The sequence below is a fragment of the Streptomyces sp. NBC_01433 genome, assembly GCF_026340105.1.
GTDB lineage: Bacteria > Actinomycetota > Actinomycetes > Streptomycetales > Streptomycetaceae > Streptomyces.
In genome coordinates, this window is sequence record NZ_JAPEPM010000001.1 from 4,398,285 (window position 1) to 4,415,885 (window position 17,601).

Here is a 17,601-nt window from a genome sequence, read left to right on the forward strand (position 1 = left end):
TCAGCCGTCAGGCGCTGGACGGTGGTTGGTAGCTGGACGGTGGCAGCTGGCAGTTGGCCGCCGTCAGCCGGTGGCCGCCGTGCCGACCTGTAGCTGCTTGATGCCATTGAGCCAGGCGGAGCGAAGCCGCCGCGGATCCTCCAGCAGCCGCAGATCGGGCAGTACGTCCGCGATGGCGTTGAAGATCAGGTTGATCTCCATGACGGCCAGGGACTTGCCGAGGCAGAAGTGCGGGCCGCCGCCGCCGAAGCCGAGATGCGGGTTGGGGTCGCGGGAGATGTCGAAGGTCTCCGGGGCGTCGAACACCTCCGGGTCGTTGTTGGCGGAGGAGTAGAACAGCCCGACCCGGTCGCCCTTCTTGATCCGCTGACCGCCCAACTCCAGGTCCTGGGTGGCGGTCCGCTGGAAGGAGACCACGGGGGTGGCCCAGCGGACGATCTCCTCGGCCGTCGTCTCCGGGCGCTCGCGCTTGTAGAGCTCCCACTGGTCGGGGTGGGTCAGGAACGCGTGCATGCCGTGGCTGATGGCGTTACGGGTGGTCTCGTTGCCGGCCACCGCCAGCAGGATCACGAAGAAACCGAACTCGTCGGAGGAGAGGTTGCCCGTCCCCTCCGCCGCCACCAGCTGGGAGACGATGTCCTTGGCCGGACATTCCTTGCGGGCGGCCGCCAGATTCATCGCGTACGAGACGATCTCCATGGCCGCCTCCGTGCCGACCTCTTCGGTGATCGCGTACTCCGGATCGTCGTACGCCGCCATCTTGTTGGACCAGTCGAAGATCTTGGACCGGTCCTCCTGGGGTACGCCGATGAGTTCGGCGATGGCCTGGAGCGGGAGTTCCACGGCGATGTTGGTGACGAAGTCGAAGGAGCCGTCGTCGTCGGCGGAGGCGAGGGCCGTCTCGACGATGGAGCGGGCCCGGCTGCGCAGGGCCTTTTCCAGCGACCGGATGGCGCGGGGAGTGAAGCCGCGCTGGACGATCTGGCGGACCCGGGTGTGTTCCGGCGGGTCCATGTTCAGCATGATCAGCTTCTGGACCTCGATCTGGTCGCGGCTGATCGTCTCGTTGAAGCGGATGACCGCGGTGTTGGTGCTGGAGGAGAAGAGCTCCGGGTGGGTGGAGACGTACTTGACGTCCTCGTGGCGGGTGACGGCCCAGTAGCCCTCGTCGTCGAAGCCGGAGATACCGGCGGGCTGGGTGCACCACCAGACGGGTGCGGTCTGCCGCATCAGGGTGAACTCCGGGTGGGGAACCCGGGCTTGGAGCAGGTCCGGATCGGTGAAGTCGAAACCGTCGGGCAGATGGGGGCAGCGCATGGGCACCTCTCCACTCCAGGTCTGGCGGCGAACTCTCTGACGACCCATCAGATGTTGCCCGAAAGGTAGTAACGAGTTCTACAAGTGGCAAGAGGCGTGGCTGGATCCGTTGCCCGCTACGGTCCCACCGGGCCTGTCGCCCGTTCGTCAAGGGTCCATTGGAGGCTCGTACGGCGCACAGGACGCGTGTCAGGTGCGTGCGAGGTACGCGAAAGGTGCGTGCACGCCCCTTGCGTACCGGGGGTAAGCGTCATGAGACTGCTTGCAGAACTAGAACGCGTACTAGTTCCTTCCGCGGGTGCCGGGACGCCCCAGCGGAAGTGCGAGGAGAGGACGAGCTCATGGCCGCGGAACCCGTCATCGTCGAAGCCGTTCGCACCCCCATCGGCAAGCGCCAGGGTGCGCTCGCCAATCTGCACCCCGCCTACCTGCTGGGCGAGACCTACAGAGAACTTCTCGGCCGCACCGGCATCCAGGCCGACTGCGTCGAACAGATCGTCGGCGGCACGGTCACCCATGCCGGTGAGCAGTCCATGAATCCGGCCCGCAACGCCTGGCTGGCCGTGGGCCTCCCGTACGAGACCGCCGCCACCACCGTGGACTGCCAGTGCGGTTCCTCGCAACAGGCTTCCCACATGGTCGCCAACATGGTCGCGGCCGGGGTCATCGACGTCGGCATCAGCTGCGGCGTGGAGGCGATGTCACGCGTACCGCTGGGCAGCGGCTCCAAGCACGGTCCGGGAAAGCCCTGGCCGGACGAGTGGAACATCGATCTGCCCAACCAGTTCGAGGCCGCCGAGCGCATCGCCCGCAGGCGCGGCCTGACCCGGGAGGACGTCGACGCGCTCGGCCTGCTCTCGCAGGAACGGGCCGCCGCCGCCTGGGCCGAGGAGCGCTTCAAACGCGAGACGTACGCCGTCCAGGTGCCGACCACCGAGGAGGAGCAGGCGGCCGGGCAGGGCATGTGGCGGCTCGTCGACCGCGACGAAGGGCTGCGGGACACCACGTTGGAGGGGCTCGGCGGCCTCAAGCCGGTCATGCCCACCGCCGTCCACACCGCGGGCAACTCCTCGCAGATATCGGACGGCGCCTGCGCCATCATGTGGGCGTCCAAGCGGATGGCGCGGGCCCTCAAGCTCAAGCCGAGGGCCCGGATCGTCGCGCAGGCGCTGGTCGGTTCCGACCCGCACTTCCACCTCGACGGGCCCATCGACGCGACCCGCGCGGTGCTCGGCAAGGCGGGCATGTCGCTCAAGGACATCGACATCGTCGAGATCAACGAGGCTTTCGCCTCGGTGGTGCTGAGCTGGGCGCGGGAATTCGACGGGGACCTCGACGGGCTGGCGAAGGTCAACGTCAACGGGGGAGCGATCGCTCTCGGCCACCCGGTCGGCGCCACCGGGGCCCGGCTGATCACCACGGCCCTGCATGAACTGGAGCGCCAGGACAAGGAGTTCGCGCTCATCACGATGTGCGCGGGCGGGGCGCTGGCGACCGGCACGATCATTCAACGGCTGTAGACGCGCGCGAAACCGTGCGACGTACGAAACCCCGGCCGGTCATCCGGTCGGGGCTTCGTACGTCGCACGGTTTCGCGGGGGCACAGCTTCGTACGTCACGCGGTGGTGCGGTCGGCGGCTCAGTACCAGCCGTTGGACTGCCAGAAGTCCCAGGCGCCGCACGGGCTGCCGTAACGGTCCTGCATGTAGTCCACGCCCCACTTGATCTGGGTCTTGGGGTTGGTCTGCCAGTCGGCGCCGGCCGAGGCCATCTTGGAGCCGGGGAGGGCCTGGACCAGGCCGTAGGCGCCGGAGGAGGCGTTGGAGGCGTTCACGTCCCAGCCGCTCTCGTGCTCCACGATCTTGTGGAAGCACTGGTACTGGGAGCTGTCGCTGATCATCTTCTTCGCCGTGGCCTGCGCGCCTGTGACGGACGTCGGAGCGGCGGCCGGGGCGGCGGCCATCGCCGGGGTGACGCCCAGGGCCAGACCGGAAGCGCCGAGCAGCACGGCGGCGCCGGTGACGACGCTCCTGCGGCGGGCGGTGCGGGGCTGGGCGAGGATGCGACGGGCGAACGACACGAGAGACAGACCTAACGTCGGGGACGGGGGAGTCGCGGCCGGTCGGGACCGTACGGCGGTCGATGACCGAAATCCGGTGACCGGCGCTCCGCACTCGTGTAACTCGGTCCGTCTGTGCGGACCCGGTGGTGCTCGGCGACGTGATCCATGGTTAGCGGCGCCGTCCGGCCGGCGCAACGACCCCCGGTACGACCTCGCCTCGCACCTCGGGACCAAGGTCCCTGAGCGGGAGGAAGCGCATCGGGCCAGGTCGACACGGGTTCAGCGGGGGCGAATGATGGGGTTCGGGATCTACTGCCCCCGGTAGTGGGGGACCAAGGTCCTGTGGGCTCCTTCACCCCTTCGGGACCTCGAATGTGACCTGGGCCTCGAAGGCGGCGCGGCGGGTGGCCCGGCGCAGGGCCCTCAGCAGCGTGGGTCCGACCGTGAGTGTCAGGGCCACCGTGAGCACCGCCCGGCCCAGGTCCCAGCCGAGCGAGGTCGCCGCGCAGTACGCCAGGAAGCGGACCAGGTTCTCGGACAGCGGGTCGCCCGCCGCGAACGAGATGCCCGAGCTCAGCCCCGTCACCAGCGTCCAGCCGTACAGGTTCATCACCGTGCCGTACGCGAACGCCGCCACGCAGCCGTAGGCCGCCAGCATCAGCAGCTCCGCCCGGCCGCGCAGCCGGTCCGGGCCCGGCAGCAGCCCCGCGCCCATCGTGAACCAGCTCATCGACAGCATCTGGAACGGCATCCACGGGCCCACCCCGCCCGTGAGCAGCGCGGACGCGAACATCGTCACCGCGCCGAGCACGAAGCCGAAGCCCGGCCCCAGCACCCGGCCGCTCAGCACCATCAGGAAGAACATCGGCTCCAGGCCCGCAGTCCCCGCCCCCAGCGGGCGCAGCGCGGCACCGACCGCCGCCAGCACGCCCAGCATCGCGACCGCCTTCGCGTCCAGGCCGGAGTCGGCGATCATCGCCACGACCACCCCGACGAGCAGTGGCAGCAGCGCCCCGAACAGCCACGGCGCGTCCTGCGAGTGCGCGAGGCCGGATTCCTCGGCGGCGAGCAGCGGCCAGCCGAAGGCGCCCACACCGATCGCGCTGATCAGGACGAGCGCGGCGATCGCGCGCGGCCCGAGCCGCACCGGCCGCGCCCGTCGGCCGGTCGGCACGTCCGTACCCGTCGCCCCGGTCCCGTGCGGCGCCCCCGTCCCGTCCGTCCCGCCGGTCCTGCCGGTCCCATCCGTCACACCGGCCCCGTCCGTCCCGGATCGATCCGCTGTGCCCGTCATGCGGTGCCCTCCAGAGCCGTGCCCGTCATGCCGTGCCCTCCAGCGCCGTACGTACCTGTGTCACGGTCAGCCACTCCTGCGGGGCCAGCACCTTCGCGGTCTGCGGGGCGAACGCGGGCGAGGAGACCACCACCTGCCCGGTCGGGCCGTCCGCGACGACCTCCCCGTCGGCGAGGATCACCACCCGGTGGGCCACCTCGGCCGCGAGCTCCACGTCGTGCGTCGCCAGGACGATGGCGTGCCCCTCCTCGGCCAGCCCGCGGAGCACGCCCACCAGCCGGGCCTTGGCCGCGTAGTCGAGGCCGCGGGTCGGCTCGTCCAGGAGCAGGAGCGGGGGACGCGCGGTGAGGACGACGGCCAGGGCCAGCGCGAGCCGCTGGCCCTCGGAGAGGTCGCGGGGGTGGATGCCGTCCGGTACGCCGGGCAGCAGCTCCGAGACCAGGGCCCGGCAGCTGCCCGCCGGGGCGCCCGCGTCGGAGTCGGCGGCGGCGCACTCGGCGGCCACCGTGTCCGCGTACAGCAGGTCGCGCGGTTCCTGTGGGACCAGCCCGATCCGGCGCACCATCTCGCGCGGATGCGTACGGGACGGGGCCAGCCCGCCGACGAGGACGGTGCCGGAGGTGGGCTCGATCATGCCGACGAGGGTGGCGAGCAGCGTGGACTTGCCCGCACCGTTGCGGCCCATCAGCGCCACCGTCTCGCCGGGGGCGAGGGTGAGCGAGACCCGGCGCAGCGCCTCGACCCTGCCCCGCCGGACCCCGAGGCCGTCGACCCGGGTGACGGGGTCGGCGACGGCGTCCCGCGCGGTGGCGGCGCTCCCGCGCCCCAGCAGCCGGGCGAGCGGCCCGCGGCGTACCGCACCGGTGGCCGGTGCCGGGGCGGCATCCACGGGACCGTCTGCCGTGCCCACCGGAGCACCCACCGGACCGCCCACCGATCCGCCCACCGATCCGCCTACCGGACCGCCCGCCGACCCGGCCGACACCGTGGGGGGCCGGACCGATGCCAGCCGGTCCCGGAGTCCCGATGCCCGGCGCCTGGCATCGCGCACCGACAGCGGCAGCGGGTCCCAGCCCGCCAGCAGCCCCAGTTCGGCCACCGGTGGCCGGACGGGCGACACCGCCATCATGTCCGCGGGCGCGCCCATCACCGGCGTGGCGCCGGGGGACGGCAGCAGGACGACCTGGTCCGCGTACTGGACCACCCGCTCCAGCCGGTGCTCGGCCATCAGGACCGTCGTGCCCAGGTCGTGCACCAGCCGCTGGAGCACGGCCAGGACCTCCTCGGCCGCCGCCGGGTCCAGCGCGGACGTCGGCTCGTCCAGCACCAGCACCTTCGGGTGCGGTGTGAGCACCGAACCGATCGCTACCCGCTGCTGCTGGCCGCCCGACAGCGTGGCGATCGGCCGGTCGCGCAGCCCGGCCAGGCCCAGCAGATCGAGCGTCTCCTCGACCCGGCGCCGCATCACCTCGGGGGCCAGACCCAGCGACTCCATGCCGTACGCCAGCTCGTCCTCGACCGTGTCGGTGACGAAATGGGCCAGGGGGTCCTGGCCCACCGTGCCGACCAGATCGGCCAGTTCACGGGGCTTGTGGGTACGGGTGTCCCGGCCGCCGACCGTGACCCGGCCGGTCAGCACCCCGCCGGTGAAGTGCGGAACGAGGCCGGACACGGCACTGAGCAGCGTCGACTTGCCGACCCCGGACGGGCCGACGAGCAGCACCAACTCGCCCTCGGGCACGGTGAGATCGACCCCCGACAAGGTGGGCGAGCCCGTCCCCTCGTACCGTACGGAAACCTGCTCGAACCTGATCACGCCTGCTCCTTGGAGCCGTTGGGGGACGGCGGTACCGGCGCGACCAGCGCGGGCAGCAGCCCGATCAGCGTCGCGGCCGCGGGCCACAGCGGCAGCACCGGGGCCGCCAGGGGTACGACGCCGGGGTGCAGCGCCTCCGCGTCCACGCCGCCCGCCCAGATCATCGCGGCCGCGACCACCGCACCCGAGCCCGCCACCAGCCAGGCCCGCGCCCCCCACCGGTCCGGGCGGTAGCGGGTCCGTACCGAACGGCGCCCGCCGAGCCGCAGCCCGGCCATCGCCGCGACCAGCCCGGCGAGCAGCAACGGCAGCCCGTACACCGCCCCTTGCGAGGCCAACAGCCCGTACGTGCCCGCGCACACCCCGAGCAGACCGCCCAGGGTGAGGACATTCGTGGTGTGCCGGACTGCGGGCGGTACCTGGGCGCTGCGCCCGTAGCCGCGCGCGTCCATCGACGCCGCCACCGCGACCGAACGCTCCAGCGCGCCCTCCAGCACCGGCAGGCCGATCTGCGCGACGGCCCCGATGCCCCCGGCGGGCCTGCCCCGCAGCCGCCGCGCGGTGCGCAGCCGCACCACGTCGGCCACCATGTTCGGCGCGAAGGTCATCGCGACGACGACGGCGACCCCCACCTCATACAGCGCGCCCGGCAGCGACTTCAGCAGCCGGGCCGGGTTGGCCAGTGAGTTCGCCGCGCCGACACAGATCAGCAGGGTCGCCAGCTTGGCCCCGTCGTACAGCGCGAAGAGCAGCTGCTCGGCGGTGACCCGGCCACCGATCCTGACCCCCTTCGCCCAGTCGGGCAGGGGCACTTCGGGCAGGGTGAACACGGTGTGCGTCCCCGGGATCGGCGAACCGAGGAACACCGAGAACAGCAGCCGCACCCCGACGACGAAGAGTCCGAGCTTGATGAACGCCCCGTACGAACGGGCCCACGGCGCGTCCGTACGGCGCGCCGCCACCACATAGCCCGCCACGCCGACCAGCAGTCCGAGCAGCAGCGGGTTGGTGGTCCGCGAAGCCGCCGTGGCCAGTCCCAGCGCCCACAGCCACCACGCCCCGGCGGGCAGCGCGTTGCCGCGGTCGGCCTCGGGCGCCCGCAGCGAACGGTGGAGCCGGGCCGTGCCGGTGGGGCGGGTCATCGGCGGCGGCGGGCCTGGAGGACGGCGGCGATCCCGAGCAGCAGTACGGCGCCGACACCGACCAGCACACCGGCCGAGGGCAGGCTGCCGCCGTTCCCGTCGGCGTCGTTCCCGGCGGCGGCGGACGCCGAGTCCGGGGTCGAATCCCCGGGCGCGGTCGACTTCTTGCCGCCGTCACCGCTTCCGTCACCGTCGCTGTCGCCGGAGACCTGGTCCCCGCAGCCCGATGCCGGATAGCCGGAGATCGCGCAGAGCAGCGCGTCACCGCTGTACCGCAGCGGCTTCGCCACCGAGGCGAGCGCCTCCGCGGTGCTCGCGTCCGGTCCGACCCGCGCACACGCGGTACGCGGCGCGGGCGGCGTCTCCCCGTCGGGGGCGTCCGCCGCCGTACCGGAGTCGATCACCAGCGCGACCCGCTTGGTGCCGTCCTCGGCGGGGGTGCCCGCACAGATCGCCCCGAAGTCGGGGGCCCGGCGCGGCCGGGCCGCGTCCTGGGAGTCCTGGCTCACGGAGAACCGGAAGCCCTGCACCGTGCCGTCGTCCGGGCGGACCAGGGACGGCCCCTGGGTGGCGTACTCCCAGGTCTTGCCGTTGCCCTCCCAGAACGACCAGTAGCGGTATCCGGCCGCGTGCGCCGTCCCGGCACCCAGCAGCATCGACACGGTCGCGGCGACGGCGAGCACCAGAGCGGCGGTCAGCGCGCCGACGCGCGTGACGGCCGGTGCGCAGGCCCGCACAACAGCCCGCACAACAGCCCCCGCGACAGTCGGAGCGGTGGTCGGAGCGGTGGTCGGTGTCCGGAGCGGTGATCCGCCCCGCGCGCGCCTCACAGCCGCGCGTTCTTCCCACGCCGGCTGATCAGGAAACCGATGCCGACGCCGACGACGAGGCCGATGCCGACCAGCCACCAGACGCCGAGCGCGCCGTCGTCGCTGCTGGTGTCGCCCTTCGGCTGCTGGCCGCTCGCGGTCGGTGAGGGGGCGGCGGTGGCGGCGGGAGCCGGGCCGGTCGCGTTGAGCTGCTTGACGAGGTCGACACCGCCGAAGTCACGGGCGTCCGTGCCGGTCGCGTGCGCGGCGAGGATCAGCTGGGCGGTCGCGGCGGGTCCGCCCTCCCGCGCCCAGCTCTTCGCGTTCTTCTCCAGCCACTGGACCGAGGCGGCCGCCTTGTCCTTGTGACCGGAGGCGGCCAGGGCGGCGACCGCGTCCGCGGTGTTGCCGAAGTCGGGCTTCGGTGCCGTGTCGTCGGCGCCCGGCATCGGCGGCAGGTTCAGGTGGGGCGATGCGCCGAGGGCGCCCGCGAGGTAGTGGGCCCCGTTCTGCGCGGTCTGCTCCGGGGTGAGGCCGGTGCCCTTCGTGCAGACGGGGTCCTTCACCGCGTTGGAGTTCCCGACGGCGAGGCCCTTGCCCATCGCGCCGAGCACCCCGGCGGCCGTGGCGTCCGCGTTGGCGGTGAGCTTGCCGTCCTTGCCGGGCTGGTAGGCGAACGCGCCGCCGTCCTTGCCGCCGCACGGGATGGCGAAGCTCTGGAGTGCGGCGTAGGGGGTGCGGCCGCCGTCGGTGGTGACGTCGCCCAGCAGGAGGCCCGCCCGTGCGAGGGCACCGATCACGACGGCGGTGGAGTTGGCGTCGCTCGGGCTGCCCGCGTTGTAGCCCCACCCGCCGTCCTCGTTCTGGACCGACTTCAGCCAGGTGACGCCGTTGTCGACGGCCTCACGGTGCACGGCGAGCTCGACGAGCGCCTGGACGGCGGCGGCGGTGGCGTTGGTGTCCATCACGGTCGACGCGTCGCACGGCTTGCCGGCGTCCCGGTACGCGGGGAAGGCACCGCTGTCGCACTGTTGGCCCACCAGCCACTCCACCGACTGCGTGGCCGGCGTGACGTACTCGACCTTCTGGGCGAGGAAGGCCAGCGACTGCCGCCAGACCCCGTCGTACGTCGGGTCCCCGGTGCCGTACAGGCCCGGCGGGAGATCGGCCTTCGCGGACGGCGAAGGGCTCGGCGCGGCGACCGCGGCGGGGGCGGCGGCGGCCAGGAGTACGGCGGTGGTCACGAGCGCGCTGACGCTGCGTCGTACGGTCATGGCTGGCTGGGCCTCTCCTGCGAGGGCCGGGCACGGGCACACCGAGGCACCGGGCTCCGGCCCCGTATACCTCGACGGTGCCGGCCACCGGGGTCCCGGTGGCACGAGCCGGTCACGCTCCGGCAGGGTGGTCCGGCTCACCGCCGGTGCGGCGGCTCACGGTTGCGCGGTCAGCGCCGGATTCGCACCGGCTTCCCCCTGTACGGGCATGATGACGACCTGCTCACTCTACCGGGGCGCGCGGGACCTCCCTCGCGGCCGGGCCGGAGGGCTCCGTCACACCGCGACGTACGTCACCGGGTCGCCGCCCACCACCGCCTCCGCACGCCCCAGCTTCACCAGGCGCCGCAGATGGGACTCGGCCTCGGAGACGGCGATGGACCGCGAGGTGTGCGGGATCTGCGCCCAGGGCCGGTTCCACTCCATCCGCTCGGCCAGCTGCCACGGGGTGAGCGGCACGGCGAGCAGCGCCAGCAGCCCGGTCAGCCGGTCCTCGTGGTGCTCCAGCAGCTCCCGTACGCGCCCCGCGGCGTCCGTGAACGCGTACTGGTGCGCGGGCAGCACCTCGGCGACCCCGAGCCGGCCGATCCGTTCCAGCGAGTCGAGGTAGTCGCCGAGCGGGTCGGTGACCGTGGTGTCGTCCGGGTCCTCGTACAGCCCGATGTGCGGGCTGATCCCGGGCAGCAGATGGTCACCGGAGAACAGCCGTCCCCGGCCGGGCAGACCCGCAGGGTGGTCCTCCTCCAGGTGCAGGCAGACATGGCCGGGGGTGTGCCCCGGGGTCCAGATCGCCCGCACCCGGCGCCCCGCGAGGTCCAGCAGCTCGCCCGGCACGATCTCCCGGTCCGGCAGCGCGGCACCCAGGCCGGGCAGCGTGCGCATCCGGCCCCTCTCGCGGGCGGCGCGCAGCGGGGCGAGGTGCTCCTCGGGGGCGCCGACCGCGGCGAGCTTCTCCGTGAGGTACGCCAGCCAGGCGGCGGGTTGCGTCGCGCGGGTGCGGCGGACGATCTCGGTGTCCGCCGCGTGCATCGCGATCCAGGCCCCGGACGCCTCGCGGACCTGGCCGGAGAGCCCGTGGTGGTCGGGGTGGTGGTGGGTGATGACGATGCCGTGGATGTCGGCGACGGCGACACCGAGCGCGGCGAGCCCCGCGACGAGGGTGTCCCAGGCCGCCGGGTCGTCCCAGCCGGTGTCGACCAGGACCGGGCCCCGGTCGGTGTCGACGAGGTGCACGAGGGTGTGGCCGAGGGGATTGTCCGGGATCGGCACCTTGATGCTGTGGACGCCTCCGCCGTGGTCGGTCACCTGCGTCATGGGCTCCCCCAAATCTCTGTCCCCGCCGTCCGTCCGGACGTCGGGGATGTCTCCGGACGACTCGGTGATCCCCCGGTGTGCGCCGGACTCACTGTAACGAGAACTTGTTGCAGCCGTGGACTCCTGGAACGGTAACTGGTATCAGTTCTGACACCTAGTCAGATGCGCTGGTCGGATGCGCAGTCAGGTACGTGCCGGTCGCGGGAGGCAGCAGCCATGACGGAGTTCGTGGAACACGGAAAACTGTTCATCGGCGGGGAGTTGACCGATCCGCTCGGCAGCGACGTCATCGAGGTGATCTCGCCGCACACGGAACAGGTCATCGGCCGCGTCCCGCACGCGTGCGAGGCCGATGTGGACCGCGCCGTCGCCGCCGCCCGCCGGGCCTTCGACGAGGGGCCCTGGCCGCGGATGACCGTGGACGAGCGGATCGAGGTGATCACGCGGATCAAGGACGCCTTCGCCGTACGTTACGAGGAGTTCGCCCGCGTCATCAGCTCGCAGAACGGCACCCCCTACAGCTCCAGCGTCATGGTGCAGGCGCTCGCCGCGATGATGGTCTGGGACTCGGCACTCACGGTCGCCCGTTCCTTCCCGTACGAGGAACGGCGCGACGGAGCCCTCGGACCGCTGCTCGTGCGCCGCGAACCGGTCGGGGTGGTCGCGGCGGTCGTGCCGTGGAACGTCCCGCAGTTCACCGCAGCCGCCAAACTCGCGCCCGCCCTGCTCGCGGGCTGCTCCGCCGTGCTCAAGGTCTCGCCCGAAACGCCCCTGGACGCCTACATCCTGGCCGAGATCGCCGCCGGGGCGGGGCTGCCGGAGGGCGTCCTGTCGATCCTGCCCGCCGACCGCGAGGTCAGCGAGTACCTGGTCGGGCACCCCGGCGTCGACAAGGTCTCCTTCACCGGCTCGGTCGCCGCCGGACGCCGGGTCATGGAGGTCGCCTCCCGCAACCTGACCCGCGTCACCCTGGAACTGGGCGGCAAGTCCGCCGCCGTGATCCTCCCGGACGCGGATCTGGACGCCGCCGTCGCGGGCATCGTCCCCTTCGCCTGGATGATCAACGGCCAGGCGTGCGTGGCCCAGACCCGCATCCTCGCCCCGCGCTCCCGCTACGAGGAGATCGCCGAGGCGTTCGCGGCGGCGGCCGGAGCGCTCAAGATCGGCGACCCGCTCGACCCGGCGACCGAAATCGGCCCGCTGGTGGCGCAACGCCAGCAGCGGCGCTCCCTCGACTACATCCGCATCGGCCAGGAGGAAGGCGCCAAGATCCTGACCGGCGGCAGCCGCCCGGCCGCCCAGGAACGCGGCTGGTACGTCGAACCGACCCTGTTCGGCGATGTCGACAACTCCATGCGCATCGCCCGCGAGGAGATCTTCGGCCCGGTCATCTGCCTGCTCCCGTACGGGGACGAGGAGGAGGCGGTACGCATCGCCGACGACTCCGAGTACGGGCTCAGCGGCAGCGTATGGACCGCCGATACCGAACGTGGCATCGACATCGCCCGCCGGATCAGGACGGGCACGTACAGCGTGAACACCTTCAGCCTCGACATGCTCGGCCCGTTCGGCGGCTACAAGAACTCGGGTCTGGGGCGGGAGTTCGGGCCCGAGGGGTACGGCGAGTACTTCGAGCACAAGATGATCCACCTGCCGGCCGGATACCAGGGGGCGTGATGGGAGACCGCTGGCACGTGGAGGTCGACCGGAGCGTCTGCATCGGCTCCGGTATGTGCGTCAACCACGCCCCGGAGGGCTTCCGGCTGGACTCCGCCCGGCAGTCCCACCCCGCCGAAGCGTCGAGCGACGCCAACGAGAAGGTCCTGGCGGCGGCGGAGGGCTGTCCCGTCGAGGCCATCACGCTGACCCTGCTCGGCTCGGGCGAGGTGGTGTTCCCGCCCGAGGACTGAGGGCCGCCCGCACGGTACGGCCGGTAAAAGGTACGGGCGGTAAGGGCTTCCCGCCAGGTCAGGGCGCGTGCGAAACTCCGGAAAAGATCGCACGGGCGCCCGCCCGGGAGCGAACGACCGGGCGGGGAAGCACCTGTGCGTAGGACAAGAGCGGCGGCACCGGCTGCCGTGATGAGCGCGATACTGATCGGCGTCGCGGGCTGCGGCCTCGGGGACCAGGGTGCCCGGAGCGCCCCGAAGCCGCCCCCGTCGCCCACCGCGCCGTTCACCAAGGACGCGGTGGCCAACGAGGTCGGCGCCGCGGCGGACGCCTCGGGGCTGCCGCCCGGCGACGACTCCACGGCCGGAATGCCCGAGGGGGACTGGCAGAGGTGCGTGGCACCGTGGATGGCCGACGCCCCCGCGGCGGAAGCGGCCGACGCCTTCGCCGCGACGGTCAAGACCCTGCGGAAGCGGGGCTGGAAGCTCACCACGAGCCACGCCGAGCAGGACGTCACCTTCCGTACCCTCACCAAGCGGGGGTGGAAGGTGTACGCCCGGCACTACGCGATGAACGGCTTCGGCACCGAACAGCCCGTGTCCCTCACCGCGGTGAAGGACGGCTGCGAGCTGCCCGAGGAGATCAAGGGCGACTTCCAGGACACCCTCTGACGCGCTCGGGCGGCCCGGGTGCACTGACCCGTGCGGTACGCCGAACCCGTGCGGTACGTCGAACAGATGGCGCACAGGAAGTACGTGGCCGGCGCCCGGGTGTGTGAGGCGCTGCCCTTGTGCGCCCCCGGGCGAAGGCCGCGCCGTCGCCCGGGGGCTGGCCCCGCACCATGTGCGCCGCCACCATGCCCACGTACGAGGGTGTGTGTACCGGCCCCGTGTGATGCGGGCCGCGGCGTCCTTACCCTGACGCCATGCAGACTTCCCCGAGTTCCGACCGGGCCCCCGCCCCGTCCTTTGCCGCCTACCGGTTCCTGGCCGGGCGGACCGCCCTGGTGACGGGCGGGGCGAGCGGCATCGGACGGGCGTGCGCCGAGGCGCTGGCCGCCGCGGGTGCCCGGGTGCACGTGGTGGACAAGGCAGCCGGGCCCGCGAAGGCCCTGGCCGAACGGATCGGGGGCACGGCCTGGGTGGTCGACCTCGCGGTGCCCGGGGTCGTGGACACCCTGCCCGCCGACCCGGACATCGTGGTCAACAACGCGGGCCTCCAGCACGTGGCGCCGGTGCACGAGTTCCCGCCGGAGCGTTTCGCGCTGATCCACCGCGTGATGGTGGAAACACCGTTCCGCATCTTGCGCCGCACCCTGCCCGGCATGTACGAACGCGGCTGGGGGCGCGTCGTGAACATCTCGTCCGTCCACGGACTGCGCGCCAGCCCCTTCAAGTCGGCCTATGTGTCGGCCAAGCACGCACTGGAAGGACTCAGCAAGGTGGTCGCGCTCGAAGCGGCGGAGCACGGGGTGACGAGCAACTGCGTGAGCCCCGGCTACGTACGCACGCCCCTGGTCGAGAACCAGATCGCGTCGCAGGCCCGCACCCACGGCATCACCGAGGAGGAAGTGGTGGGCCGGGTGATGCTGGAACGCAGCGCGATCAAGCGCCTGATCGAGCCCGCCGAGGTCGCCGAGGCCGTGCTGTGGCTGTGCGGGCCGCGTACCGGTCACATCACCGGCACCTCGCTCTCGATGGACGGCGGCTGGACCGCCAACTGACCCTCTCGATAAGGCACTTGTGCCCGGCCGCTGACGACCGGCTCTCCGTCCGCCGACCGTCCGACCGTCCGTCCGACCGGCCCCCGTCCCCCGCCCCGCCTCCCGAGAACGCTGGCGCCCATGTCTGCACCCTCCTCTTCCCCCTCCGCCGCGCCCTTCCTGGGCAGCCTGCTCGACCTGCTGGCCGACGACGCGCCCGCCGAGGCACTGGGTGCCGTCTCCTCGGAGGCACGGGCGGCCGGGGTACCGGCGGGCGAACTGGCCGAGGTGGAGAAGGCGGCCTCCACCGCCCTGCGGATCAGGGGCGCCCTGCGTCAGCACCGGCGCCGGGAACTCCAGCTCACCGCCCTCTTCGACACCGCGGGGGACCTGGCCGCCTCCCGAGACCTGGACGATGTGCTCAAGGCGATCGTGCGGCGGGCCAGGATGCTGCTCGGCACCGACACCGCCTACCTCACGCTCCCCGACGAGGAGGCCGGGGACACCTACATGCGGGTGACCGACGGGTCCGTGTCCGTGGTCTTCCAGCGTCTGCGCCTCGAACTCGGCGAAGGACTCGGTGGCCTGGTGGCCCAGACGGCGAGCCCGTACGCGACCCCCGACTACGGCACCGACGACCGCTTCCGCCACACCCGCGACATCAACGCCGGAGTGCTCGCGGAAGGGCTCGTCGCCATCCTGGGCGTGCCCCTGCTGCTCGGCTCCAGCCGGGGCGGTACGGGAAAGGTCATCGGCGTCCTCTTCGCCGCCGACCGCGCCCCCCGCGTCTTCAGCCCGGACGAGGTCGCCCTGCTGTGCTCACTGGCCGCACACGCCGCGATCGCCATCGACACCGCCCGCGCGCTCGCCGACACCCGCTCCGCGCTCGACGAACTCGCCGCGGCCAACGCGGAGCTGGCCGCGGCGAACGCGGCGGTACGGGAGCACTCGGCGGCCATGCGGCGCGCCGAGGAGTCCCACGACCGGCTCACGGACCTGGTGCTGCGCGGCCGTGACGTCAAGGACGTCGCGGCGGCCGTCGCCGGGCTGCTGGACAGCCCGCTGACCATCCACGACCCGGGCGGGCGGCCACTGGCCGCCGTCCGTCCCGACGGTGCGGATTTCACCGCCGACAGCATGGACGCCGGGTGGCTGGCCGAGACGGCCGAGGAGTCCCGTGCCGGGGCGCGCGCCGTCCACCGCGACGGGCGGGTGATCTGCGCGGTGCTGGCCGGGCAGGAGCTGCTGGCCGGTCTCGTGCTGCACCGGCGCGACCGGCTCGACGACTCCGACCGGCGGCTCTTCGAGCGGGCTTCGGTGGTCACGGGTCTGCTTCTGCTGATCAGACGCACCGTGGCCGAGACCGAGAACCGGGTCAGGGGCGAGCTGATCGGCGATCTGCTGAGCGACGCGGAACGTGACCCGGCCGGTCTGGCCGAACGCGGCCGGCGCCTCGGCATCGACCTGGACCGGCCCCATCTGGTGCTGGTCGCCGAGGCCGGGGCCCGCGAGCGGCTCGCCTCCGCCGCCATGCGCTATCTGTTCGGCGGCGACATCCACGGGGTGAGTGCCGAACACGCCGGAACGGTCGTCCTGTTGGTCGCGTGCGAGGAGGACGGAACGGGCGCCGGGGAGGCGGCGCGGGCCGCGGCGGCGCAGCTCGGCCAGTTGGCCCAGGCCCCCGTCACCGTCGCCGCCACCGGGCCGGCCCGGGGTCCGCGCGAGCTGGCCGCCGCCTGCCGGGAGGCGGCGCGCTGTCTGCGGGCCATGCGGGCGCTGGGACGTACGGGCGAAGGGGCGTGCGTCGACGAACTCGGGTTCCTCGGCGTGGTGTTGGGCGACGCGCGGGACGTCGACGGCTTCGTCGCCGCCACGCTGGGTCCGCTGCTGCGCTACGACGAGCGGCGCGGAACGCAGCTGGTGCGTACGCTCGCCGCGTACTTCGGCGCGGGCGGCAGCCTGATCCGGGCGAAGGACGAACTGCACGTGCACGTCAACACGGTGGTGCAGCGGCTCGACCGCATCCAGATCCTGCTGGGCCGCGACTGGAACGACCCGGACCGGGCCCTGGAACTGCAACTCGCCCTGCGGCTGCATGTGTTGTCGGGCGGCTGACGGCACCGCGAGGACGCCGGGAGCCCTACGCTCACCGGCCGCCCGGCCGCCGGGGTTGCCGCGCGCCCTACGGCGTACCGGGCTCCGCCGTCAGGTCGATGAGGCGGCACACCGTCTCGATGTCTATCTTCACCTGGGCGATCGAGGCCCGGCCCGACAGCCAGGTGATCAGCGCCGAGTGCCAGGTGTGCTCGATGACCCGTACCGCGGAGAGCTGTTCCGGCGTCGGGTGCTCCAGCCCCATCGAGTCCAGGATGATCGCCGTCGTGAGCCGCGAGACGGTGTCCACCTCGGGGCTCACGCTGCGGTCCGCGAAGGTCAGCGCCCGTACCATCGCGTCCGCCAGATGGGGTTCACGCTGAAGGGCGCGGAAGGCGCGCATCAGGGTCTCGGCGACCCGCTGGGCGGCGTCGTTCCCGGCGGGCGGGCGCTTGCGGAGCGTGGTGTGCATGTGCTGGAGCTGGTCCTGCATGGTGGCGACCAGCAGATGGACCTTGGAGGGGAAGTAGCGGTAGAGCGTGCCCAGGGCGACCCCGGCGGCCTCGGCCACCTCGCGCATCTGCACGGCCTCGAATCCGCCGCGGCTGGCGAGCTGGGCACTGGCGTGCAGGATGCGGCGGCGGCGGGCCTCCTGGCGTTCGGTCAGCGGAGGCGCTGCCGGTCTGGCTTCCGCGGTCATGACTCCCCATCCATGGCTTTCGTCCGCATCCGAGAGCGGTCGCGCGAGCTTCCGGGCGCGCACAGCATGCCAGGGTGCCTGCCGTGGCGCGAATCACCTGATCCGGCCCTCCCATCGACGCTACCTGCCGGTAGATTCGACGCCTATTGAACGATCCAGTCTGAAACTTGTTCTAGATTAGCGCGAG

General features: G+C 72.5%; 15 protein-coding genes and 1 riboswitch. Of the genes, 6 read left to right on the forward strand and 9 right to left on the reverse strand.

Features of this window, described 5'->3' with window-relative positions:
- Positions 1-63 precede the first annotated feature (63 nt).
- On the reverse strand, positions 64-1,317 hold the full coding sequence (locus OG413_RS19785; protein ID WP_266807289.1) for a cytochrome P450: 1,254 nt from the start codon (positions 1,315-1,317) through the stop codon (positions 64-66).
- Between the two features lie 341 nt (positions 1,318-1,658).
- On the opposite strand from OG413_RS19785, the gene OG413_RS19790 reads away from it, so the two are divergent.
- A complete protein-coding gene (locus OG413_RS19790) occupies positions 1,659-2,837 on the forward strand; it encodes a steroid 3-ketoacyl-CoA thiolase (RefSeq protein ID WP_266807291.1) in 1,179 nt (392 codons plus the stop codon).
- A 119-nt stretch (positions 2,838-2,956) separates the two neighbouring features.
- Here the strand turns inward: OG413_RS19790 and OG413_RS19795 are convergent, their stop codons facing one another.
- The 7 genes from OG413_RS19795 to OG413_RS19825 form a co-directional block, all read right to left on the reverse strand.
- A complete protein-coding gene (locus OG413_RS19795; protein WP_266807293.1) occupies positions 2,957-3,397 on the reverse strand; it encodes a transglycosylase SLT domain-containing protein in 441 nt (146 codons plus the stop codon).
- Positions 3,398-3,731: 334 nt separating this feature from the next.
- A complete protein-coding gene (locus tag OG413_RS19800) occupies positions 3,732-4,673 on the reverse strand; it encodes an ECF transporter S component (RefSeq protein WP_266807294.1) in 942 nt (313 codons plus the stop codon).
- A gap of 25 nt (positions 4,674-4,698) precedes the next feature.
- On the reverse strand, positions 4,699-6,489 hold the full coding sequence (locus OG413_RS19805) for an ABC transporter ATP-binding protein (protein WP_266807296.1): 1,791 nt from the start codon (positions 6,487-6,489) through the stop codon (positions 4,699-4,701).
- The gene (locus OG413_RS19810) at positions 6,486-7,631 is read right to left on the reverse strand and encodes an energy-coupling factor transporter transmembrane component T (RefSeq protein WP_266807298.1); all 1,146 of its coding nucleotides are present in this window, start codon (positions 7,629-7,631) and stop codon (positions 6,486-6,488) included. Before OG413_RS19810 ends, OG413_RS19805 begins: the two co-directional genes overlap by 4 nt.
- Positions 7,628-8,287 (reverse strand): SCO2322 family protein, encoded by a 660-nt coding sequence (locus OG413_RS19815; RefSeq protein WP_266810256.1) that lies wholly within the window; start codon positions 8,285-8,287, stop codon positions 7,628-7,630. The genes OG413_RS19810 and OG413_RS19815 overlap by 4 nt, the downstream gene beginning before the upstream one ends.
- A 170-nt stretch (positions 8,288-8,457) precedes the next feature.
- Positions 8,458-9,714: a prenyltransferase/squalene oxidase repeat-containing protein gene (locus OG413_RS19820; RefSeq protein WP_266807300.1), complete on the reverse strand. Its 1,257-nt coding sequence runs from the start codon at positions 9,712-9,714 to the stop codon at positions 8,458-8,460.
- A 107-nt stretch (positions 9,715-9,821) separates the two neighbouring features.
- Positions 9,822-9,952: riboswitch (cobalamin riboswitch) on the reverse strand.
- Positions 9,953-9,990: 38 nt separating this feature from the next.
- The gene (locus OG413_RS19825) at positions 9,991-11,028 is read right to left on the reverse strand and encodes an MBL fold metallo-hydrolase (protein ID WP_266807302.1); all 1,038 of its coding nucleotides are present in this window, start codon (positions 11,026-11,028) and stop codon (positions 9,991-9,993) included.
- Positions 11,029-11,244: 216 nt separating this feature from the next.
- Here OG413_RS19825 and OG413_RS19830 point away from each other — a divergent pair, with 216 nt between their 5' ends.
- The 5 genes from OG413_RS19830 to OG413_RS19850 all read left to right on the forward strand — a co-directional run bounded on the left by OG413_RS19830 (position 11,245) and on the right by OG413_RS19850 (position 16,735).
- Positions 11,245-12,705: an aldehyde dehydrogenase gene (locus OG413_RS19830; protein ID WP_266807303.1), complete on the forward strand. Its 1,461-nt coding sequence runs from the start codon at positions 11,245-11,247 to the stop codon at positions 12,703-12,705.
- Positions 12,705-12,938, forward strand: a complete 234-nt coding sequence (locus OG413_RS19835; RefSeq protein ID WP_266807304.1) for a ferredoxin — start codon at positions 12,705-12,707, stop codon at positions 12,936-12,938. The genes OG413_RS19830 and OG413_RS19835 overlap by 1 nt, the downstream gene beginning before the upstream one ends.
- 171 nt (positions 12,939-13,109) lie before the next feature.
- Positions 13,110-13,589 carry a hypothetical protein gene (locus tag OG413_RS19840; RefSeq protein WP_266807305.1) on the forward strand — a complete coding sequence of 160 codons (480 nt, stop codon included), beginning with the start codon at positions 13,110-13,112 and terminating at the stop codon, positions 13,587-13,589.
- A 254-nt stretch (positions 13,590-13,843) separates the two neighbouring features.
- Positions 13,844-14,641, forward strand: a complete 798-nt coding sequence (locus OG413_RS19845; protein WP_266807307.1) for a 3-hydroxybutyrate dehydrogenase — start codon at positions 13,844-13,846, stop codon at positions 14,639-14,641.
- A 120-nt stretch (positions 14,642-14,761) separates the two neighbouring features.
- Positions 14,762-16,735 carry a GAF domain-containing protein gene (locus OG413_RS19850; RefSeq protein WP_266807309.1) on the forward strand — a complete coding sequence of 658 codons (1,974 nt, stop codon included), beginning with the start codon at positions 14,762-14,764 and terminating at the stop codon, positions 16,733-16,735.
- A gap of 67 nt (positions 16,736-16,802) precedes the next feature.
- Here the strand turns inward: OG413_RS19850 and OG413_RS19855 are convergent, their stop codons facing one another.
- A complete protein-coding gene (locus OG413_RS19855; RefSeq protein WP_266807311.1) occupies positions 16,803-17,414 on the reverse strand; it encodes a TetR family transcriptional regulator in 612 nt (203 codons plus the stop codon).
- Between the last annotated feature and the right edge of the window lie 187 nt (positions 17,415-17,601).